This window comes from Lacibacter sp. MH-610 (assembly GCF_045780045.1).
GTDB lineage: Bacteria > Bacteroidota > Bacteroidia > Chitinophagales > Chitinophagaceae > Lacibacter.
Window position 1 is genome coordinate 2122217 of sequence record NZ_CP116002.1, and the last position, 21715, is coordinate 2143931.

Genomic DNA, 21715 nt, shown 5'->3' on the forward strand with positions numbered 1-21715 from the left:
ATGAAAACGCCAAAAGCGTTCCTTTTGAGAACGCTTTGAAATATAAATAGAAGGTTATGCCGATTTTAAACCTGCTCAGATCACCAGCAAGCTGTTACTTCCGCCAAAAACATTCGCCTGCTCACCATCAGCTTCAGGCTCGTTTTGCCAGATGGCTTCGTTAATGCGGTATTTAAATTCGTGTTTGGTTTCTTTGGGGAGATTCACTTCAGCGGCAAAAGTTCCGTCTTTCTTTTTCTTCATAATGATTGAGTTTTCCCAGTCACTGTTCAATCCTAATATTTCTACAGTTTCTGCGTTTTCAGCTACAAAACTGAATTTTACTTTTACATAGTCTTTTGTTTTGAAATACGTCTTTTGTACCATACGATGTTGCTTTAATGAATGAAATAGTGTTCTTCGCTTTCAAACACATTTACATGCGTTAATACCTGCTGTGCCCGGAAAGTAACCCTTGCAGTTGTTCACACTAACGGCTGTTTTGTGGAAAACCCAGAATCATTTGAAGAATGCGGTCAATCTTTCTTTTGTGCCCTGATCATTTCTGCATAGCCCCATTTTTTTGCCAACGCATTTACGGCCAGGGCAATACGCTTGGCTCGGGTGGGTTCTGTTTTGGCGCTTTCAATCCATTTGCTGAAGTAGTTGCGATGGCCCTTGGGTAATGTTTCAAAGAAGCGGAGGGCCGCAGGTTCGTCTTCCAGGCAGGCCATAAAATCAGCATCAATCTCGTAAGCTTTTTGCTGCAATTCCAGTTCGGCCATGAGTGTTTCACCGGCACGCTTGCCTAATTTTTTTCTTATATCTGCTTTGAGCGGAATAATAAAATCACCTTCGCCCATGGGCAGCAGTGAGATGCCATCAAACACATACGCATCCAAACGGCCTTTTACCCGGTATGATTTTTTGACACCGGGATTTATTTGCTCAGCCACCTTTTGAGGAATGGAAATATAAGTCCATCCCGTTTTTTCACCCTGCTTCTGAAACTTTTGTATCGTTGCTTTAAAACGAACCATGCTGCAAACATAAATCCTCTATGGCTTCTTTGCAATGCGGATGAATTCATTTCTTAAAAACGATTACTTTTACCCGTGGCCTTACTCATACAAAATATACAACAGCTTGCCGGCATCCGTTATAAAAACAAACTGCTTCGTGGGGCAGAACTGGCACAGCTTTCAGTACTCGATAATGCTTACCTCGTGGTTGAAGAAGATACCATTCTTGATTTTGGTGTGATGGAAGAACTGAGTGGTGCAGAAGCTTATGAAGAAGTGATCAATGCCTCCGGTCAAACCATTTTACCTGCCTGGTGCGATAGTCATACACATCTTGTATTTGCGGCCAGTCGTGAAGAGGAGTTTGTAGCCAAACTGAAAGGCATGACTTATGCTGAAATTGCAGCACAGGGCGGCGGTATTCTCAACTCCGCTAAAAAACTCAATGCCATGCCGCAGGAACTGTTGTACGACCTGGCATCGGAACGGTTGTTGGAGCTCATGCAAAAGGGTACCGGCGCTATTGAAATAAAAAGCGGTTATGGTTTAACGGTGGAAGGTGAGTTAAAAATGCTGCGGGTGATCAAACAGTTGAAAGAACGGGCACCTATCCCCATCAGGGCTACTTTCCTTGGCGCCCATGCTTACCCGTTAGAATACAAAGAAAATCAGGATGGGTACATCAAACTGTTAATAAATGAACTGCTCCCGAATATTGCTTTGGAAAAACTGGCAGATTATGTAGATGTGTTTTGTGAAGAAGGTTTCTTTTCGGTAGCAGCAATGGACACTATCTGTAACGCTGCCGCTAAATACGGTTTGCAACCCAAGCTGCATGTAAATCAACTCAATTCTTTCGGCGCTTTGCAAAAAGCCATTGAGCTCAAGGCGGTTTCAGCGGATCACCTGGAAACCATGACTGAAAAAGATATTGCAGATTTAGCAGCTTCTTCCACCATCGGTACACTCTTGCCCACCGCTGCTTATTTTTTGCGCATGCCTTTTCAGCCTGCAAGAGCTCTTATTGATGCCGGCGCCGCCATTGCCCTCGCCAGTGATTTCAATCCCGGCTCATCACCCAGCGGCAATATGAATACAGTGGTGAGTATGAGTTGTATTCAAATGAAAATGCTGCCGGAGGAAGCCATTAATGCCGCTACCACTAACGGTGCATTTGCCATGGGGGTGCAGGAGCAAACAGGCAGTATTTCCATCGGTAAAAAAGCCAATCTCATTTTTACCAAACCTATTCCTTCCATAAATTATATTCCTTATGCGTTTGGATCTGATTTGATTGATAAAGTGATGCTGAACGGAGAGATCATCTGAGAAAGTGCAAAGTTAGAAGTGGAAAATGGAAAGTGTTAAGCATGAGGTAAGAGGTAAGAGGTAAGAAGTAGGAATTAAGAAGCCTGTTTTCTTTTTTAATAATCCTTATATTCGGTAATGCAACGATTCCGCTTTTATACCAAGGACGATATTCTTTCGCTCACCAAAATCAGGCGATTTGAAACCAAGCTGGGCGAACGTTTACAGGTACTGCCAAACAACCAGGAACCCGAAGCGGCACTGCTGGCTTCTGCTGCAAAATTTGTTCTCTTTGGTATTCCTGAAGATGTGGGTGTGAAAGCGAATTACGGAATCGGTGGTGCTGATACAGCCTGGTTCCCCTTTCTTAATTCTTTTCTCAACATTCAGAGCAATGATTTTCTTGGGGGAGAAGAAATACTCCTGCTGGGTCATTTTGATTTTGCCGATGTGGAATCATTGATTGAAAACAATGCTCACAGTTATGAAGAAAAAGTAGATGCTTACCGCCACGCTGTGAACAGGATTGATGAAGAAGTGGAAGCTTTAACCAAACTCATTACGGCTGCTCAGAAAATACCCATCGCCATCGGTGGCGGACATAACAATGCCTATCCGCTTATTAAAGGCGCTGCCAAAGGATGGCACAAGGCTGGTGTATTGCAGTTGGCACAGATCAATTGTATTAACCTCGATGCACATACTGATTACCGACCTATGGAAGGACGCCACAGCGGCAACGCCTTCCGTTATGCAGAAGAAGACGGCTACCTGCAGAAGTACTGTGTGATCGGCGTACATGAAAATTATATTCCGCAGAATGTGTGGCTGGATATTGCCAATAATCCCTTCTTTGATTTCATTACCTACGAAGATATTTTTCTCCACGAAAAACGAAACTTCATACAGGCTGTGGCCCATGCCACCGGTTTTACAGATGATTCTTATACCGGCATAGAGCTGGACCTGGACAGTATTGAACACACGCTCAGCAGTGCCGGCACACCGGTGGGTATTTCGCCTGTGCATGCCCGGCAGTACATCAATTTTGCAGCGGTAGATGCCAAAGCTGCTTACCTGCATATTTGCGAAGGCGCCAGCTTTTTAAGTGATGGCCGCAAAAGCGACTCGGTAGGTAAACTCATCAGTTACCTCGTAAGTGATTTTGTAAAAGCAAGACTGGGTTAAAAATGCTGCTCAGGCCCCGGCGCTGAAGCCGGTTGTTTCTTTAAGCGCTTCCATAACATTGTAAATGATGGGGCAGCGGTCGTAATGCATCATCACAGTAAAGAGACGTTTATTAAACTCCGGTAAATGAAGTGCCGGAAACTCACGGCAGCCTGCAAAACGATGCTCATAAATGGTACAGGCATTGTTGCTGAGAAAAGCACAGGGCATACGGTTCATGATCATGAGTTCATGACTGCCTTTTTCTACATAGGTTTCATCAAAAGAGGCACGGCTCATGTGCAGGTGGGCGGCGGCACGGTCAGCTTCTTCGTTGGTAATATTCACCATTAAACTTTTGCAGCAGTTGCCGCATTGGGTACAGTCAATCTGCGGTTCAATGGCCTTGTTTAATTGCTGCACGGCAGCATCCACTTCTTCGCTGTTGCGTTCTTTTAAAAATTCGGTAAAGGCAAGGTTCTCGGTTTCTTTTTCAAGAGCCGATTGATGAATAAAAGAGAGCGAAGTAGTAAGGGTCAACGTAAACTGATTTTGGTAAAGGTAGGGGAGATGGGGGGAGGGTGTGGGTTAAAATGGGGTTTTTGTTTGGTGCTTATACAAAGAATAACTGAAGCTGTTACAAACTACAGACAGCTCTCAACTTTTGTTTTTTACTCATCGTTTAATACAAGCAGCTTTATTTGTTGGTAACACTTAAAACATCTTTGTCGCTCCCTCTGCCGTAAAACTGCATGTTGCATGCAGTTTTACATTTTTAAAACTCTGTAAAAATGAATTAATAAAAATATTACATAGAAAAAACTAAAAAATATTATCATCTGATATTTCCGTTGTTTATCGTCTTTATTTAGGTCACTTAATTTGATGTAGGGTTTGTTTCCAATATTAAGTCCCAAAACATCAACATTAACATTATCATTTTTATTAAAGTAATTTTGAAAGCCTTGTTTGTCGGTGAAAATCGTTATAAGTAAATTGTTGTACTGCAGTGTGTCAAAAAGTTTTTTTGGTCTCTAAGTGTATTCCAAGCAGAACCTTTAATCCTAAATGTTTTATTCTTTGTATCCTTGAATTCAATTCCTGATGTGCTCATTTTTGCACTATTTATGTAAAATGCACGACTTAACATTTTAACTGTATCAATTTTATATAAGTCAGATTGATTTAAAAGATAGGATTTTGTAATTAATGGTACGGCCTGAAAAAGTATTACTATTACATACAAGCAAGTTGTACATATTACGATTATCAAGTTTTTTGTTGTCAATAACTTTCGATAGGAATTTGTCATTAAAATATTGCAAATCGGTTTGGTTGTTTCAATTTTAGAGCGTAATAAGTATTACATGCAATAGTTAAATATACAAAAGTTTCCAAGCTCTAAAGCCATCGCAACAACAACTGCCTTTAGTTTCTCAAATCCTTCAAATTGTTTTTCATAAACAAAAAGCACTGCCACCGGCAGTGCTTTTATACAGCATCAAACAAATGTTTTAATAACGCAGTTTCATTTCCACTCTACGGTTTTGGGCACGGCCTTTTTCAGTAGCATTATCAGCCACCGGTTGCGTAGCGCCATAACCACGGTAGCTGATGCGGCGGGCATCAATACCGCTGTTGATAAAGAACTGTGCTACCCGTTTGGCCCGGCGTTCGCTCAGCAGCTGGTTCCGTTCCGCAGTGCCGATACTGTCAGCATGTGCTTCAATCACCAGTTGCAGGGCCGGATCTTTTTTCAATAAGGTAACCACTTCTTTCAACGGTGGCAACGAACGGTTGAGCAATACATCACTTCCAAACCGGAAGAAAATATTTTTTGCGGCTACCTCTACTTTCTCTTTTACTTCCTGTTTTATTTCAGGGCATCCCTGGTCGGCGGTAGTGCCGGCAACGGTGGGGCATTTATCTTCTCCATCACCAATGCCATCGCCATCACTGTCAGGGCAACCTTTAAAACTACCTTTCATATCCGGGCACAGATCATCTTTATCGGCCACGCCATCACCGTCTGCATCAGGACATCCGTTAACACTGCCTTTCGCATCAGGGCAGGCATCATCCTTATCAGCTATGCCATCGCCATCCGTATCGGGGCAGCCATTGAGTGTTCCTTTTTCTGCAGGGCATGGATCATTTTTATCAGCCACACCATCACCGTCAGTGTCGGGGCAGCCCTTTACCTTGCCTGCCACATCCGGACATTCGTCAATATTGTCTTCAAACCAATCACCGTCTTTATCAGCAGGAACAGGACTTGTTTTTTCTTTCACCGTTTCGGGAGCTTTTTTGGGTTTGCCCAGTGTTTGTGCAAAAGCTACCGTGTATAAAAGATAATCATTGGTAATACCATCCGTCAAAGCTTTGCGGTATTGAATCTGGTTAATGAGATAAGCGCCTTCTTTAAAACGTAGTTTGAAACCAACACCAAGAGGAGCATAGGCCGCCGTATTGCCACCAAAAATACCGGCACCGGCTCCGGCAGATAAAAAGGGATTAAATGTTACACCTTGTTTAAAAGCAAACAAATGAACCATTGCATCAAGCTGCGGTGTAAAACCGGCCTGGCCAATACTGTCATCTTTTACAAACAGTTCCGGGAAATTGGAAAAGGTTCCGTTGAAGTTGGCACTGAAATCAATTTGCGGTGTTAACTGTTTCCACCAGCCCACACCAATGCCAAATGATTTTTTACCGGGGTTGAGCCAGTCAGTTCCTTTAAATGCTTTGCTAAAGGAGGAATCACGGATCAAGGCCGGTGTATTGTAATCAGAAAAGCTGAGCGTAAAAGAAAGTACCGCAGGTTTTTTAGTTTTGGGTTGCTGGGCGTTTACCTGTGCAAAGGAGAAAAGAAGCAGGCACAGGGCAGAAGCTAAATGTTTCATTTTGTTGCAATTAGTTTTTCAAATTAGGAACATAGATATTGGCCGCTGCTAAGATACAGTGCCCGGCCCGTATTTCCTACAATCAACATCAGCCGTTTAAAGGATTTTCATGTGTAAAAATCAAATAGGTATTTTGGAAAATTGTGCTTAGATTTAAGTAGTTCTTTGAGGTCAACCATATTTCATCATCTAAATTTTATTCCCATGGTTACTACAGACACAACACAGCTCAACAGGGAATGCAATTCCTGGAGGGAGAATTTGCGTTCCTATCGTAATGAACTGGGTCAGCTGAGGGATCAGCTTACTGAAATGGCCCGCAATCAAAGCGATAAAGAAGTGCTTACCGAAGTGGAACATTACCACAACCAGTTTTACATTCAGCAGATCAACATTCACGATCTCAAACAAGCGATTAAAACGCACGACCGTAAACTGCAATTAGAAGCAGGCCTGAGCGAGAACCACCTATCCAGCGAAATTTTTTCAGAACACGAACAATTGCACCAGCAGTACGCCGACCTCGAAAACACCATCAGTGAATTAAGACAGGATTTTTCACACTTCAGAGCCCGATCGTAACATCCCGCTTCTGCCTTACTAACTAACCCAACAAAGCCGTTCCCTCAAGAGTCATCAACAGAACCTTCCGCATGCCGGAACAGTTCTTCTATTCTCATACCTTAAAACTTTTGTTATGGCAGAGTTTGATACCTCACATGTAAAAAACATTGTCTTGCTGGGCCACGCCGGCTCCGGCAAGACATCCTTAGCGGAATGCATGCTCTTTGAAGCAGGCATCATTAACCGCAGAGGTTCCGTAAATGAAAAAAACACCGTTGCCGATTATCACGAACTGGAACAGGAACGTGGCAACTCTATCTTCTCCAAACTCCTTCACACCAAATGGAAGGGTTACAAAATCAACATCATTGATACACCCGGTTACGATGATTTTACCGGTGAAGTGATTTCTGCACTGCGTGTTGCAGATACCGGTGTAATGCTGCTGAGTGCCACTATGGGTGTGGAAGTGGGCACAGATATCATCTGGGAATACACAGAGCAGTTTAAAACACCCATGATTCTTGCCGTAAATAAACTGGACGATGAAAATGCTGATTTTGATAAAACTGTTGCAGAAGCCAAATCGCATTTCGGCAATAAAGTAACAGTGGTACAATACCCGTTAAATGCCGGTACAGGTTTCAACGCCATTGTTGATGTGTTGAAGATGACCATGTACCAGTTCCCTGCTTCTGGCGGAAAGCCGGAAAAATTACCCATTCCTGAAAGTGAAAAAGCAAGAGCGGAGGAACTCCATCGCATTCTCGTAGAAGCAGTAGCTGTGAATGATGAAACCTTAATGGAACATTATTTAGATAAAGGTGAGTTGGATGAAGATGAAATGCGGGAAGGGTTGAAGCAATCACTCATTCATCATGATATCTTCCCTGTGTTTTGCCTCAGTGCATTAAAAGATATGGGCAGCGGAAGATTGATGGGCTTTATTGATAACTGCTGCGCCAGTGCCAACGAAATGCCGCCGCAAAAAACAAAAGCAGGTGAAACGCTTACCTGCGATGCCAATGGCCCTGCCTGTATTTTTATTTACAAAACGGTGAGTGAACCGCATGTGGGTGAGCTTTCCTTTTTTAAGGTGTACAGTGGCACTATCAAGAGCGGTATGGAACTGGAGAATGAAAGCACAGGTGTATCAGAAAAAATCAATCAACTGTTCCTGGTAGAAGGTAATAAACGCACACCCGTGCAGGAACTGGTGGCGGGTGATATTGGCGCTACACTCAAATTAAAAAATACTCATACCAATAACACCCTGCACAGTAAAGGCAGGAATTATGAACTGGCTTCCATTCAGTATCCGCCACCCAATATGACGGTAGCAATTGAATCAGCAAAAAAGGGGGAAGAAGAAAAACTTTCCCATGCGCTGCATCAATTGGTGGAAGAAGATCCTACTTTAATTGTAGAAGTATCGCAGGAGCTCAAACAAACATTGATCCATTGCCAGGGTGATATGCACCTGGCGGTAGCTAAATGGAAGATTGAACACAATCACAAACTGGAAGTAAAATTCATTAAGCCCCGCATTCCTTACCGGGAAACCATCCGTAAAATGGCCGACGCCAATTACCGTCATAAAAAACAAAGTGGCGGCAGTGGACAGTTTGGTGAAGTATATATGCGTATAGAACCCTGGTATGACGGTATGCCGGAGCCTACGGATATTTCTGTGCGTGGCAGAGAAACGTATGAACTGGATTGGGGTGGTAAACTGGTATTTTACAACTGTATTGTTGGTGGTGCTATTGATGCCCGTTTTTTGCCCAGCATTTTAAAAGGTGTGATGGAAAAAATGCAGGTGGGTCCGCTCACAGGTTCTTATGTGCGTGATGTACGTGTATGTGTGTATGATGGAAAGATGCACCCCGTGGATAGCAATGATATCAGTTTTAAAATTGCCGGACTGCAGGCCTTCCGCCAGGCATTTCAGCAGGCTGATCCGCAGATACTGGAACCGATCTATCATGTGGAAGTGTTATGCCCTGATGATTTAACCGGTGCGGTGATGGGCGATTTACAAAGCCGCAGAGCCATTGTAGAAGGAATAGACAGCGAAGGCCATTTTCAGAAAGTGGTGAGCCGTGTACCATTAGCTGAGATGGATGGTTTTTCTTCTTCGCTGCGTTCATTAACACAGGGCCGGGCAAAGTTCAGAAGCTCATTCTTGGAATATGCGCCGATGCCGTTTGAATTGCAACGCAAACTCATTGATGAATATGCGAAACATGATAAAGAAGAATTAGTGGCGTAAGTATTGATAAAACAATAGCCGGAATTGAAAGCTTTGACAAAAATCATCAACGGGTTTCAATTCCGGCTTTTTCATGCACTAAGCTCAGATGTATTACCGGGGCTTTACTCAATACGGAACGAAATTTTACAAACACATCCAAAAGTGGTAATCTTTCCGTCTTTTACATGGGCTTTAATATCCTGTACATAAACCGAATCAATATTGCGTACAGTTTTGGATGCTTCGGCAACCGCAGTGCGGATGGCATCATCAATTCCTTTTTCTGAGGAAGCAATCACTTCAATTACTTTTACGATAGGCATAACTTTCAGTTTTATGGTTAAGAAATCATTTACTTGAAAGTTAGGCAAATAAATCCGTCAGGAAAAGATGATAATGAGCAGGAGGAGGATATAACAAATGATATTGAGAGTAGTAATAGGATCCTTTGCGGCAGTTTCTGAATTTTTCATGTTGACAGGTTAACAGTTATATGACCAGAAGAATTATCTTTCACCGTCAAAATTAATGCCATATGAAGTATGTTCTCACTTTTTTAGCCTGTTATCTTTTCATGAACACATCAGCTCAAACCAAAACAGCTGAAGTAAAAGAATACATTCCTGCCGGTGTGCAGGTAACAGTAAGTTCCGGCACCGTTCAATACGGAACTCAAAAACTGGAATACACGGCTCATACCGGTTATCTTGATTTGAAAAACGATACCGGAAAACTTATTGCCAAAGTATTCTTTACCTATTACAAAAAGAAAGGCGAAGCGGCTGCCAACCGTCCCATCACTTTTACATTCAACGGCGGGCCGGGTTCTTCTTCTGTGTGGCTGCATATGGGTGGACTTGGTCCTAAACGTGTATTGCTAAAAGATGATGGAACAGCTACAGCACCTCCTTATAAATACATCAACAACGAATACAGTTGGCTCGACAAAACAGACCTGGTATTTATTGATCCTGTATCCACCGGTTACAGTCGTGCAGCCAGCGGTGAAAATCCCAAACAGTTTCATGGATATGTGGAGGATATACAAAGCGTAGGTTCTTTTATCCGTTACTTTTTATCGAAGTATGAACGCTGGGGCTCGGCTAAATTTTTAGCAGGTGAGAGCTATGGTACTACAAGAGCTGCAGGGTTGAGTAAGTTTTTAACGGATAGCTACCGCATTTATATCAATGGAATCTTTTTGATTTCACCCGTATTAAATTTCGGTACCAATGATTACTACGTAGGCAATGATTTGCCAAGGGCATTATACATTCCTTCTTATACCGCTGCTGCATGGTATCATAAAAAATTAGCGCCGGAATTACAGAATGATTTTGCTAAGGCTATTAAAGAGAGTGAAGCTTTTGCTTTAGGTGAATATGCCACTGCTTTATTAAAAGGTGGCTGGCTCACTGCAGAAGAAACAGATCTTATCGCCACTAAAATGAGTTATTACACCGGTTTGAGTAAAGAATATTGTTTGAATGCCAACTTACGTGTGGAAGAAAATCGTTTTTATAAAGAGTTGCGCCGCAAAGATGGATTAAGTATCGGACGCCTTGATGCACGTTTTACGGGTACGGATTTAGACAATGCCGGTGAGTATGTGAGTTTTGATCCCAGCTTTACCAATATTGATGGTCCGTTTACCAGTGCGCTCAATGATTATTTCCAGAATGATCTGAATTTTAAAGAAGAGAAGCCATATAATATTTTCGGCCCTGTATCTCCCTGGAATTATAACAATGTGCAGAACCAGTTTTTAAATGTTGCAGAAAGCCTGCGTGATGCTATGGCTAAAAACCCAGCTTTAAAAGTATATGTGGGCAGTGGTTACTATGATTTTGCAACGCCTTATTTCACTGCTAAATATGATATTGAACACATGTTCCTCCGCCCGGAAGCGAGGAAAAATGTAAGGCACTATTTCTATAACAGCGGACACATGTACTACATCAACATGCCGGATATGATTCAGTTTAAAAAAGATGTGGATGCCTTTTTTGAATGGGCTTTAAAATAAATGATGAAATAAAAGAGTAAAGACATTTTACCACTTTTACATTTTACAAAAACCCGGTATTTATTACGGGGCGGCTTTGCCGCCCCGTATTTTTTGCACATTCCGGCCAAACACTTGCATTTGGCCGGCAAACTCTTTACATTGTTCCTGCCATTTATTTTTTAACCCAAAACCAACTATTATGAACACAGGTAAATTTGTTATTAGTGGTGTAATTGGTGGAGTTCTCTTTTTCCTCCTCGGATGGCTGATCTATGGAATGCTCCTGATGGATTTTATGACGCAACACATGTCTTCTGCCGCTGCATCTGTTATGCGCCCGGAAGCAGAATGGCCCTGGTGGGCAATGATTATCGGTAACATCGGACTTGGTTTTCTCTTGTCCTATGTAATCAGTAAATCAAATGCAGCCGGTGTAAGTGCGGGAGCCGTTACAGGAGCTGTTGTTATGTTCCTGGTATCTTTTTCTATTGATTTTATGATCTATGCCCAGATGAATCTTTCTGATTTAACCAGCGTGTTTGTTGATATCATAACATCAGCTGTTATCGGCGCCATTGTGGGTGCTGTTGTCGGTTGGTGGAACAGCCGTAAATGATGTTTGCTGTATGAATGCAGAGCGGGCTCATGAAGAGCCCGCTTTTTTATTTCGCTTCCAATACTTCCACTTCAAATACCAAAATGCTGTTGGGCGGAATTTTAGGGCTTCTTGTCCTGATGGAATAAGCAAGACCCGAAGGAATAACAATTTTAATTTTTCCACCCACATTCAGTAAAGGAACTACAATCTGCCATCCTTTTATTAAACGGTTGAGCGGAAAGGTGGCAGGCTTCTCTCTTGTTTGGTCAAACACCGTACCATCACTGAACAAATAACCTTTGTAATGAACCGTTACCGTATCTGTTACATTCACTTTTTTGCCGCTGCCCTGTGTGATGATTTTGTAATAAACATCTTCGTGTTTTTGCACGGCATCTGTTTTATTCTCTTTGATAAACTGTTGAATGATTTGTTCCTCAGTTGCTGCCTGTTGTGTACTGTCTATATTACTCATCGGTGCCAGTACAGGATTGGGCAGACTGTTGGTTAAAAGATTTTTCCAGCTTCCATTAGTACGTTGCATCCACGCTTGTGAACGTTGATAGCTGAAGGCAGCATTGCTTACTTCATATGCAGCTGCTGATTTAATGGTTCCCCATGTACCATTGACTTTAACAGTGCCGATGAGTTTCCATTTGTTCTCTTTTGTAAACCAAACATAAGCTGAGTAAAGTTTAAAGTTTCCTGCTGAGTCAGTTGCTGTTTGCAGCATCAGGCGGTAGTCCTGGTTCAGTTGCCAGTTGTAATGCCATTCCAGTTCATCTTTGCCTGTTTCCACATCAATGCCTGCTGCTAATACGGTAGCGGTTTCAGGAAATTCAAATCCTATTTCACGTTCTTTCTTATCTGCTTCAAGAAACAGTGTTACATCATCAACACGGATGCCTGCTTTGTTTTCTTTGCGGGGATGAATGGTTTGAATGTTGATTTCCGTAAGCAAACCAGTCACTTTCATAGAATCAGCAACAGGATATTCTGTTGACTTCTTTTGTGCATTACTGCCCAGGTTAAAATAAAGTACCGGTATTAAAAGAAGGAAGTATTTCATATCAAAAAATTAATGCTGAAAGATAAGAGAAATCCGCCGAGTGCCTGAAAGCCTTTATTTTGCAGGCATGACGGAAACATGGATTATGATTGCGGTTTGCGCCGGTGCTCTCTTTGCCGGTTTTATTGATGCTGTAGTAGGAGGTGGCGGCCTGGTACAGGTACCGTTGCTGTTGATATTATTTCCGCAGTATACGCATGTGCAGGTAATTGCCACGAACCGTTTTGCTTCATTAGCAGGTACCAGTGTGGCGGCTTTTCATTACATCAGGAGTGTGGGGGTGGATGCGGCGGTAGTAGTAACAGCCGGACTCACATCAGCTCTTACTGCCTTTGGCGGTACGTTTGTGATGAAGCTCATAGCTCCTGAAGTGTTCAAGCCTATTCTTCTTTTTGTGATTATACTGCTTGCTGTGTACACATTTATTAAAAAAGATTTTGGTATTGATCATGCACCCAAGTATGATGGTTCCAAACATTTGGTTGCCTGTGGATTGATTGGCGCAGCACTTGGTTTTTATAATGGTTTCATCGGCCCGGGAACCGGCAGCCTGTTGGTGTTCAGCCTGGTGAGTATTGCAGGTATGAGTTTTTTACATGCATCTTCTACTGCTAAAATTGTAAATGCTATTGCTGATGCAGCTTCGCTTATCGGTTTTTTGATGAGTAAAGCAGTAGTGTTTAAAATTGCTATTCCTATGATGGTTTGTAATATGCTGGGCGGTTATATCGGCAGTAAAGCAGCCATCCTAAAAGGAAATACATTCATCCGTTATATTTTCCTCCTGGTGATGCTGTTGTTAATTGTAAGATTGGGTTGGGATGTGTTGGGAAAGAAGTAAGAAGTAAGAGGTAAGAAGTAAGAGGTAAGAAGTAAGAGGTAGGAGAAATGAATCTTAGCGATTCATTTCTTTAGGATCTCTTCTGCTGCCGCTGTATAGCTCATATTCCAGTAAACGGCAGTCAATTGTACTGTTATAAAATTCAATTCTCCGGTTGGCTTTCAATCCAATCTTTTTTGCAAGTTCCATATTGCCGGTGAAGATGTAACCGAAATAACCGCCGCATTTTTGTTTCATAAAATCTCCGATTCTGCTGTAGGTTGCTTCCAGCTCCTTGATATCACCTAAACGTTCGCCATATTCCGGATTGATCATCATAATCCCATTTGCATTTACCGGAACATTTGTTTCAGCAAAATCACAAACGGCAAAATCAATCAGTTTACTCACGCCCGCTGCTACGGCATTTTTCTTTGCATTATCAATGGCTTTGTGATTATAATCTGTTGCCATTATTTTTAAATTGGGTACATCCATAATCTGTTCTTCCAGCAACGCATCTTCTTTTGCATATACCGTTTCATCATAACCCTGCACATGCATAAATGCATAATTGGTACGAAAGAGGCCGGGTCTTCTGTTCGTTGCAATCAATGCGGCTTCAATAGCCAAGGTACCTGAGCCGCACATAGGATTGATGAAGGGGGATTGTCTGTCCCACTTTGTGGCAAGGATGGTAGCAGCTGCTAAACCCTCCAGCATGGGAGCGAGACCGGGAATTTTTCTATAGCCATGACGTGCTAAAGAATCGCCACTTGTATCAATAAAAATTTCGGCATCTTCATTTTTCCAAAAGAGATGAATGACTGTTCCTGTAAGTTCAGCTCCGGTTGATGGACGGTTGCCTCTTTTGTCTCTCAAACGGTCGACAATAGCATCTTTCACCCGCAGGTTGGCAAACATGCTGTTGTTGATGGTGGGATTATTGACATTGCTTGTTACAGAAAAATAGCCGGGGTTTGGAAGAATGTTTTCCCATGCCATATGTTTGAGTTGATTGTAAATAGCATCAGGATTATTGGCGGTGAATTGTTGCAGACTGTACAATACCTGGCTGGCACACCGCAAGTTTAAATTGAGTTTGATGCAATCATTCATGGTGCCGGTAAGTTTTACACCCGTAATGAATGCTTCATCAATAGTGAATCCGAGTTCTTTTACTTCCTGTTCTAAATAAGGAGCAATGCGTTTGTGGCAGGTAATGATGATGGTGGAAGCTGTAGTAAATGGATTCATGAGAGATAAAGGTAATACAAGAACAGGCTGTAAAATAATTAAAACAGATTGTTTCCCACAAAGGCACGGGGAACACTGAAGACAAACTGTGCTCTTTGTGTCTTTGTGGGAACTTATTCTTCAAAATACAAATGATAATGTCTGCTGCAATTTGGGTTGAAGGCAGCTTTGCAAAAAGGACATTGATTATTTGCATCCATGTATTGCTGAATGGTTAATTCTTCTTTACAATGTCCACATAAAATAGCTTTGGTAGTCCATTCGTCTTTTGGCCAAACCTGTGCAGTATGTCCTGCTTCTTCTGTATGGCATTCATAGCAGGGATAATACACGTCACAGCATTTGAATTTGATAGCAATGATGTCTAATGAGGAATGATAATGAATGCATCGGGTTTCATTATCGGTTAGTTTCCCTTTTAAGTTATAGTATGTAGTGTGATCATTCATTTTGTAATCATTTCGCCACTGCAATCTTCACTTTTTTATTTTTAATTTTTGCATCTTTAATTAAATACAACGTATGACTCGCTTTGATTTTCTTGACTGCCACAAAGCTGAAAAAATCTTTTACCTCAATCAAACCAATATCTTCTTTCTTCAATTCGCCTTTTTGTGATAAGAAGCCTACAATATCAATTTTGTTCACCTTGTCTTTTTTACCTGCGGCAATAAACAACGTGCTCCACTTTGGCTTTTCGGGAATGACTATTGCAGTTGGTAATGTAATTTGTTCTGCACCTTCAGGAATATAGGAAGGTAATTTTTCATCTGGCCCTAACAGTACAATAGCTGTACCGCTTGCTTCCATACGGGCTGTACGGCCATTACGATGTGTAAAGCTGTCTTCCGTATGCGGCAGGTGATAATGAATAATGTAACGGATATTGGCAATATCCAAACCACGTGCGGCTAAATCAGTTGTGACCAGAACATTGGAAGTTCCGTTCCTGAATTTGCAAAGAGCGGCATCTCTGTCTCGTTGCTCCATAGCACCATGATAAAATACATTGACGATATCTTTTTCTTTTAAAAGATTGCTTGTTCGTTCTACCGCTTCTCTATGATTACAAAAGACGATGGTGGACCGATTGCCCAGCATGCAAATCAAACGGAACAAAGTTTCCAGTTTATCTTTCTCCGGACTTTGCAGCAGTTTTATCTCAAGCCCTGTGTCATTGTTTTCATTGCCGGTTAAAAAATCAAGAGTAACCGGTTTCGTTAATCTTACAAAAGCAGGGATGTCTTCCATTTTTGTGGCGGAAGTAAGAATGCGCTTATTGATGGCAGGCAATGAACCGATGATTAACGACATCTCTTCCTGGAAGCCGAGCTCTAATGATTTGTCAAATTCATCCAGTACGAGTGTTTTAATTGTTGAGGTGTTAATATTTTCTCTACGTATATGATCTGCAAGACGACCGGGTGTGCCTATGAGCAGGGCAGGAGCTTGTTTTAAATTGTTTTCTTCAATCTCCCTTTTATGACCGCCATAGCAACAGGTAACTTTTAAATTCAGTTGCATGCTTTTGAAAACAGTTTCAATCTGCATGGCAAGTTCACGGCTTGGAACAATGATGATAGCAGTTGTTTTGTCGCTGTTGTTTTTCAACTGCCCCACTAACGGCAATAAAAAGCCGAGTGTTTTACCTGAGCCTGTTGCTGAAAGCAAAATGATATCTTTATGCTCCTCCTGCGCTTTTAATGCAGCAAGCTGCATTTCATTGAGCGCTTTGATATTGAGGTTTTCAATAACATCCTTGATCCATTTCGGTTGTTGCATAGCAGCGAAGGTAAACAAGTTTCGCTTCAAGACTCATAAGAAATGAAGTTGTGTTTTATTGGAAAATGATTTTCAATACTTCTGTTGTTTTATTTTTTTCATCCGTCAGGTACAGGAAGTAAACACCCGGCTGCAATGAAGGCGGTCTTTGTAATTGCAGTTCACCGGCTGCTTCTTTCTTTATTTCTGATACCTGCTTTTGATGTACATCAAATAAGCGCAATCGGTAAGTAACCTGTTCCTGCGTTGGAACCTTAATGGTAATTTTTTCTTTTGCAGGATTAGGATATACAAAATAGGTTGAACCTGTTTCCTTGTAAGATACAGAACTCAGGTTACTGTAAACAACCTGTCCTGTTTCATAAGTGGCCTTAATACGATAGGTGTTGACTCCGTTTCGGGCATTCGCATCTTTCACAGTATAATATCCCTGTGGCTGCAGTATGTTTTTTGTATGAATGCTTTCAAACTGTAAAGCTCCGGATCGTTTTACTTCTATACTGTAATATTTAATTCCATCTTCATTTTTAATGGTCCAGTTTAATTCAACATGTTTGTCTTTTCTCACAGATGTGAGTTTAAACGGATTGTCAGGCAGTAATCCTCCGCATAAGCCATCAACATAATATTTGGCTATCCGTGTAATGCATCCGCTGTTTAAAACAACTTTGCAGAAATATAAACCCGTATCTGCCGGAGTAATAGTTGGTATATAAAAAGAAGGAGTGGTTCCTACAAGTATGCTATCACCCGGTGGTATTCTTTTATACCATTGATAACTGGCACCTGCAAGTGAATCAACTAAAAGAGTTACATCACTGTTGTAACATCCGCCAACAGAACTTACTACAAGATTCACTAATGGCACTGTACTGATATCGTTAATAGAAGCATTGCCGCAGGCATCCAGTACACGCAACCGCACCAATGAATAAGCCGTTCCATTGTTGATAGTAAAATTCGGACTTGATTGCGGTGTGCCTGAAACAATGGAAGGCGATGCAGGAATGCTTCCTGTAATTTCATAAGCAAAGGGACTGATGCCACCGTTAGTTACCGCTGCAATATTAAAACTGTTATCATCACAACGATAGAGTGATGAGTTTTGGAGCGTAGGATATAGATAAGGACTTACAGTAATGGTATCAAATACAGTAATGCTGCACGGACTGGTCATCCTGCTGCGTATGATATAGGTGCCCGGCTCCATATTCTTGAAGGTAAAGATGGTTTGTCCTGTGTTAGAGAATGTATAGTTGATGTTTAAACTCACCCCGTTTTTGCGGATGATTCTTGGTAGCAATCTTCCAAGATTGGATTGCACCGTTAATTCAATATCAGATGATCCGTTTGGATAAGTACCGCCTGGACAATTGGCAATAATTCTTCTGCTCTTGTTTAATTGAGACAGTACAGGTTCGGTTATCAGTTCAGCAATATTGCCGCAACTGTCAGTAATTACAATTCTGTAGGATTGTTGTAAAGGCAACTGTTGAAGGGTGTCAAAATTGATGTTACGGTTGTTAATGACTAATGTTGTTACAACTGTATTGGAGTCTTTAAAAAGTGTGACTGTATAAGGAGCAAGCCCCTGGTCAATGGTTACACGGATTGTAGTGCGGCCGATAGTACAGGACGGTACTGCTGATGCCCTCACCTGCAAAGTATCAGGTATCACATCAAAACAACGTTGCAATGTTGTATCAGAGCAACTGTCTTTTGCGGTTAAGCAATAAGCGCCATAAGGTAAATCAGTAAAGATGCCGGTGGTGTTGCAGTCTATCAGCTTACTGTCTTTATAGAGACAGAACTCCGGACTAAACAGGTTTTGATAAGAACTTAATTGTAAGGAAAAGGTTTTACAGTTTTTATTGATAGTAACAGTTCCTAATGAAGGAACAGGTTTGGTTACTGTAAAGCATCGGTTAAAGCTTGTGTCTGCACATCCTCCTGCTGCAGTTGAAACCTGAACATTTACACAATAGCTGCCGTAAGCTAAACTATCAAATACACCGGTTTGATTGCAACGGATTAATTGACCGCTGCTGTCATACAAACAATAAGTGGCATTACCTAACCCAACAGTGCCAGTGATGGTTCCGGTAAAAGTGGAACAACTGTAATTGGAAAATGTGGGTCCGGTTCCCGGTCCTACCGGTAAAGGCACTACTTCAAAACAACGGATGAGTGTGGTATCATTACAAATGGAACCTGTTATCCGCATACAATACCTGCCAACAGGTATGTTGCCGAAAACTCCTGTGTTATTACAGGTAATCAACACATCGCTGCTGTCATATAAACAGAAAACGGGATTGAATAAATTCGTTTGTCCGGAAACGGAAACAGTTACAATACGGCAATCATCACCATAAGAAACAGTAACATTGGCTGCAACAGAAGGCACAGGTTTTATTGCAGTAAAACAGCGGGTAATAACGGTGTCAAAACATACATCAGTAATTCTGATGCAATAGCTACCCCAGTTCAGGTTGGGGAAACTGCCTGTAGTGTTACATGCAAGCAGGTTATTCGTGCTATCGTACAAACAATATTCCGGGTTGGTTAAATTTTGCTGACCTGTGATCAAAGCTGAAAAATCAAAACAGGTGGGGTCAGTAATCGCTACTGCGGTGGCCACTCTCGGTATTCTGTTATCAGTCCAGGTAACACGTTTGGTATTGCCGCATCGGTCTGTAACAAAAATTCTTAAACTTCTAAAATCGCCTAACCGTATACGAAAGTTATAATCAGAAGAGAGAATGGTGTCTCCATCGGGTGTTACAATGCCATAGGTAAAACCATTAAAGACTGTATCCGTTGTATTGGTATTGCCGAATATATCTCTCAAGCCAATAAATACATCTGCACTGTCACAATTGGTACGTATAACAGAGTAAGGAGTGATGGACCAATCATAATTGAGAATGGTAATACTTCTTGTTTGAATACCGCCACAGGAATCTCTTTGCTGTATAAAATAATTGCCCGGTGCCAATCCTGTAAACTGTCCTGTTGTACTGGTGGTACCAATGGCAGCCGCAGAAGGTGCTACAATAGTGTACACAAAAGGTTCTCTTCCATAAAGAACATTTTCAACATTTATGCTTCCATCTGTACCATTAATACAGGTAACATTTGTTTTAACCAGGTCGAAACGGGGATCCCGGTAATCACCTTCTACAATTACCGGTTGCGGTAAGGTGTAAATACAATCATTGATTACATCTTTAACACTGATGGTGTAAGAACCTGCAGGAAGACCATTGATTTCGTTACTGGAAGTATAAGGTGTGGAAACAGGGCCTGTTACTGAATAGTTATAAGTACCGGAGCCATTGGAAACGGTAATGATAATTTTACCTGTAGAGGCACATCTTGATTCAAAACTTACCGCAGTTGCTGTAAGTGAAGCACAAGGCTGTGCAGTTACGGCCCCTGATAAATACAACAATAAAAAAAGAAGCGTGTAAAGTTTTAGTTTCATAAGCATCGGATTTGGTACGAACGGGTTACGCTTCCCGGACTTGGATTCTTTTGCAAGGTCCGACATTTCATTCAAAGCAAAAACAGTGGAACTACTTAGTCCTCTGAGGTTTTGTGCAATGACTATAAAGGTTTATGATGTCTTTTTTTACAGGGATAATCCGGTTTCTATCGTAATTTCTGAAAGATGAACTTTTGCAGCAGCATCAGGTAAAGCCGAGATGACTTACATTTGCCGAACGGCTGTTAGTGCCGTAATATTAAACGATTGAAATAATATGAAAGAAGTCTATGTAATCTCCGCTGTACGCACACCCATCGGTAGTTTCGGCGGAAGTTTAAAAAGTTTAAGTGCTACACAACTCGGGGCTATAGCTATTAAAGGTGCTTTGCAAAAAGCCGGTGTTCAACCCTCGCAGGTGAATGATGTATTGATGGGTTGTGTGATACAGGCGAACCTGGGCCAGGCACCTGCACGACAGGCAGCAAAATTTGCAGGCTTACCCAACGAAGTAAATTGTACTACCGTAAATAAAGTATGTGCCAGCGGCATGAAAGCCATTGCACAGGCGGCACAAAGTATTTTATTAGGTGATGCCGATATCGTTGTGGCAGGAGGTATGGAAAGTATGAGCAATGTGCCTTTTTATGTGGATAGCATGCGCTGGGGCAATAAGTACGGCAACAGCAATTTAATTGATGGTTTGGCTAAAGATGGTTTAACAGATGTATATGATGGAAAGGCCATGGGTAATGCGGCGGAACTGTGTGCTAAAGAATGTGGTGTGAGCAGGGAAGAACAGGATGCGTTTGCTATTGAAAGTTATAAACGTTCACAGGCTGCATGGGAGAGTGGTAAGTTTAATGAGGAAGTGATTCCTGTGGAAATACCTCAACGTAAAGGTGATCCTGTTGTGTTTGCCAAAGATGAAGAGCCCTACAATGTAAAGTTTGATAAGATTCCTTCACTCAGTCCTGCGTTTGTAAAAGAGGGTACAGTTACCGCAGCCAATGCCAGTAATATGAATGATGGAGCCGCTGCATTGGTTTTAATGAGTAAAGAAAAAGCAGATGCACTTGGATTAAAACCCATTGCCAAAATTTTATCTTATGCTGATGCGGAGCAGGCGCCTGAATGGTTTACAACTACTCCGTCTTTAGCTGTGCCTAAAGCTGTTGCCAAAGCCGGTTTAAAAATGGAAGATATTCACTATTGGGAATTGAATGAAGCCTTTAGTGTGGTGGGTATTGAAAATACAAGACGCATGAAACTGGATCCTGCAAAAGTGAATGCACATGGGGGAGCTGTATCATTAGGTCATCCTTTGGGTGCCAGTGGTGCAAGAATCATTGTTACACTTATTCATGTGTTAAAAGCAAACAATGCAAAGTATGGTGCAGCAGGCATTTGTAATGGTGGTGGAGGAGCAAGTGCGATGGTAATAGAAATTGCTTAAATAATAAAGTAAGAAGTTAAAAGTCAAAAGTAGAAGCAATT

At 41.7% G+C, this 21715-nt stretch carries 18 protein-coding genes; 8 read left to right on the plus strand and 10 right to left on the minus strand.

Going from position 1 to position 21715, the window contains the following annotated elements; genetic code table 11:
* Positions 1-75 precede the first annotated feature (75 nt).
* Complete coding sequence (locus tag PDL71_RS09730; protein ID WP_407520421.1) at positions 76-366, minus strand: isoamylase early set domain-containing protein; 291 nt, start codon at positions 364-366, stop codon at positions 76-78.
* 149 nt (positions 367-515) lie between these two features.
* Complete coding sequence (locus tag PDL71_RS09735) at positions 516-1019, minus strand: YdeI/OmpD-associated family protein (protein ID WP_407520424.1); 504 nt, start codon at positions 1017-1019, stop codon at positions 516-518.
* Between the two features lie 75 nt (positions 1020-1094).
* Here PDL71_RS09735 and hutI point away from each other — a divergent pair, with 75 nt between their 5' ends.
* Complete coding sequence (gene hutI, locus PDL71_RS09740; protein WP_407520426.1) at positions 1095-2330, plus strand: imidazolonepropionase; 1236 nt, start codon at positions 1095-1097, stop codon at positions 2328-2330.
* Positions 2331-2447: 117 nt separating this feature from the next.
* Positions 2448-3497, plus strand: coding sequence for a formimidoylglutamase (locus tag PDL71_RS09745; protein ID WP_407520428.1), 1050 nt, complete (start codon positions 2448-2450; stop codon positions 3495-3497).
* A 9-nt stretch (positions 3498-3506) separates the two neighbouring features.
* Here PDL71_RS09745 and PDL71_RS09750 read toward each other — a convergent pair whose 3' ends face one another.
* Positions 3507-4016 carry a YkgJ family cysteine cluster protein gene (locus PDL71_RS09750; protein ID WP_407520430.1) on the minus strand — a complete coding sequence of 170 codons (510 nt, stop codon included), beginning with the start codon at positions 4014-4016 and terminating at the stop codon, positions 3507-3509.
* Between the two features lie 974 nt (positions 4017-4990).
* Entirely contained in the window at positions 4991-6379 is a 1389-nt protein-coding gene (locus PDL71_RS09755) for an OmpA family protein (RefSeq protein ID WP_407520432.1), read from the minus strand.
* A gap of 204 nt (positions 6380-6583) precedes the next feature.
* On the opposite strand from PDL71_RS09755, the gene PDL71_RS09760 reads away from it, so the two are divergent.
* Both PDL71_RS09760 and PDL71_RS09765 read left to right on the plus strand, forming a co-directional pair.
* Positions 6584-6961: a hypothetical protein gene (locus tag PDL71_RS09760; protein ID WP_407520434.1), complete on the plus strand. Its 378-nt coding sequence runs from the start codon at positions 6584-6586 to the stop codon at positions 6959-6961.
* 115 nt (positions 6962-7076) lie between these two features.
* Complete coding sequence (locus PDL71_RS09765) at positions 7077-9215, plus strand: elongation factor G (RefSeq protein ID WP_407520436.1); 2139 nt, start codon at positions 7077-7079, stop codon at positions 9213-9215.
* Between the two features lie 104 nt (positions 9216-9319).
* Here PDL71_RS09765 and PDL71_RS09770 read toward each other — a convergent pair whose 3' ends face one another.
* Positions 9320-9520, minus strand: a complete 201-nt coding sequence (locus PDL71_RS09770; RefSeq protein WP_407520438.1) for a dodecin family protein — start codon at positions 9518-9520, stop codon at positions 9320-9322.
* A 212-nt stretch (positions 9521-9732) separates the two neighbouring features.
* Here PDL71_RS09770 and PDL71_RS09775 point away from each other — a divergent pair, with 212 nt between their 5' ends.
* Together PDL71_RS09775 and PDL71_RS09780 are read left to right on the plus strand one after the other, a co-directional pair.
* On the plus strand, positions 9733-11223 hold the full coding sequence (locus PDL71_RS09775; RefSeq protein ID WP_407520440.1) for a S10 family peptidase: 1491 nt from the start codon (positions 9733-9735) through the stop codon (positions 11221-11223).
* Between the two features lie 181 nt (positions 11224-11404).
* Positions 11405-11821 (plus strand): hypothetical protein, encoded by a 417-nt coding sequence (locus PDL71_RS09780; RefSeq protein ID WP_407520442.1) that lies wholly within the window; start codon positions 11405-11407, stop codon positions 11819-11821.
* 46 nt (positions 11822-11867) lie between these two features.
* On the opposite strand, the gene PDL71_RS09785 is transcribed toward PDL71_RS09780, so the two are convergent.
* On the minus strand, positions 11868-12872 hold the full coding sequence (locus PDL71_RS09785) for an FKBP-type peptidyl-prolyl cis-trans isomerase (protein ID WP_407520444.1): 1005 nt from the start codon (positions 12870-12872) through the stop codon (positions 11868-11870).
* 40 nt (positions 12873-12912) lie between these two features.
* Between PDL71_RS09785 and PDL71_RS09790 the strand changes: the two genes are divergently transcribed.
* Complete coding sequence (locus PDL71_RS09790; protein ID WP_407520446.1) at positions 12913-13713, plus strand: sulfite exporter TauE/SafE family protein; 801 nt, start codon at positions 12913-12915, stop codon at positions 13711-13713.
* 54 nt (positions 13714-13767) lie between these two features.
* On the opposite strand, the gene PDL71_RS09795 is transcribed toward PDL71_RS09790, so the two are convergent.
* The 4 genes from PDL71_RS09795 to PDL71_RS09810 all read right to left on the minus strand — a co-directional run bounded on the left by PDL71_RS09795 (position 13768) and on the right by PDL71_RS09810 (position 20218).
* A complete protein-coding gene (locus PDL71_RS09795; protein WP_407520448.1) occupies positions 13768-14949 on the minus strand; it encodes a class I SAM-dependent RNA methyltransferase in 1182 nt (393 codons plus the stop codon).
* 113 nt (positions 14950-15062) lie between these two features.
* Positions 15063-15398 carry a CHY zinc finger protein gene (locus PDL71_RS09800; protein ID WP_407520450.1) on the minus strand — a complete coding sequence of 112 codons (336 nt, stop codon included), beginning with the start codon at positions 15396-15398 and terminating at the stop codon, positions 15063-15065.
* Positions 15399-15405: 7 nt separating this feature from the next.
* The gene (locus PDL71_RS09805) at positions 15406-16731 is read right to left on the minus strand and encodes a DEAD/DEAH box helicase (RefSeq protein WP_407520452.1); all 1326 of its coding nucleotides are present in this window, start codon (positions 16729-16731) and stop codon (positions 15406-15408) included.
* A gap of 55 nt (positions 16732-16786) precedes the next feature.
* Positions 16787-20218: a T9SS type A sorting domain-containing protein gene (locus PDL71_RS09810; protein ID WP_407520454.1), complete on the minus strand. Its 3432-nt coding sequence runs from the start codon at positions 20216-20218 to the stop codon at positions 16787-16789.
* 277 nt (positions 20219-20495) lie between these two features.
* Here PDL71_RS09810 and PDL71_RS09815 point away from each other — a divergent pair, with 277 nt between their 5' ends.
* Positions 20496-21674, plus strand: coding sequence for an acetyl-CoA C-acyltransferase (locus PDL71_RS09815; protein WP_407520456.1), 1179 nt, complete (start codon positions 20496-20498; stop codon positions 21672-21674).
* Positions 21675-21715: the final 41 nt, after the last annotated feature.

What these genes read in the sequence shown, in the direction of transcription:
- PDL71_RS09730 (WP_407520421.1), bottom strand. Translation starts at nt 366, where the DNA reads ATGGTACAAAAGACGTATTTCAAAACAAAAGACTATGTAAAAGTAAAA.
- PDL71_RS09735 (WP_407520424.1), bottom strand. Translation starts at nt 1,019, where the DNA reads ATGGTTCGTTTTAAAGCAACGATACAAAAGTTTCAGAAGCAGGGTGAA.
- PDL71_RS09745 (WP_407520428.1), top strand. Translation starts at nt 2,448, where the DNA reads ATGCAACGATTCCGCTTTTATACCAAGGACGATATTCTTTCGCTCACC.
- PDL71_RS09755 (WP_407520432.1), bottom strand. Translation starts at nt 6,379, where the DNA reads ATGAAACATTTAGCTTCTGCCCTGTGCCTGCTTCTTTTCTCCTTTGCA.
- PDL71_RS09760 (WP_407520434.1), top strand. Translation starts at nt 6,584, where the DNA reads ATGGTTACTACAGACACAACACAGCTCAACAGGGAATGCAATTCCTGG.
- PDL71_RS09765 (WP_407520436.1), top strand. Translation starts at nt 7,077, where the DNA reads ATGGCAGAGTTTGATACCTCACATGTAAAAAACATTGTCTTGCTGGGC.
- PDL71_RS09770 (WP_407520438.1), bottom strand. Translation starts at nt 9,520, where the DNA reads ATGCCTATCGTAAAAGTAATTGAAGTGATTGCTTCCTCAGAAAAAGGA.
- PDL71_RS09775 (WP_407520440.1), top strand. Translation starts at nt 9,733, where the DNA reads ATGAAGTATGTTCTCACTTTTTTAGCCTGTTATCTTTTCATGAACACA.
- PDL71_RS09780 (WP_407520442.1), top strand. Translation starts at nt 11,405, where the DNA reads ATGAACACAGGTAAATTTGTTATTAGTGGTGTAATTGGTGGAGTTCTC.
- PDL71_RS09785 (WP_407520444.1), bottom strand. Translation starts at nt 12,872, where the DNA reads ATGAAATACTTCCTTCTTTTAATACCGGTACTTTATTTTAACCTGGGC.
- PDL71_RS09795 (WP_407520448.1), bottom strand. Translation starts at nt 14,949, where the DNA reads ATGAATCCATTTACTACAGCTTCCACCATCATCATTACCTGCCACAAA.
- PDL71_RS09800 (WP_407520450.1), bottom strand. Translation starts at nt 15,398, where the DNA reads ATGAATGATCACACTACATACTATAACTTAAAAGGGAAACTAACCGAT.
- PDL71_RS09805 (WP_407520452.1), bottom strand. Translation starts at nt 16,731, where the DNA reads ATGCAACAACCGAAATGGATCAAGGATGTTATTGAAAACCTCAATATC.
- PDL71_RS09810 (WP_407520454.1), bottom strand. Translation starts at nt 20,218, where the DNA reads ATGAAACTAAAACTTTACACGCTTCTTTTTTTATTGTTGTATTTATCA.
- PDL71_RS09815 (WP_407520456.1), top strand. Translation starts at nt 20,496, where the DNA reads ATGAAAGAAGTCTATGTAATCTCCGCTGTACGCACACCCATCGGTAGT.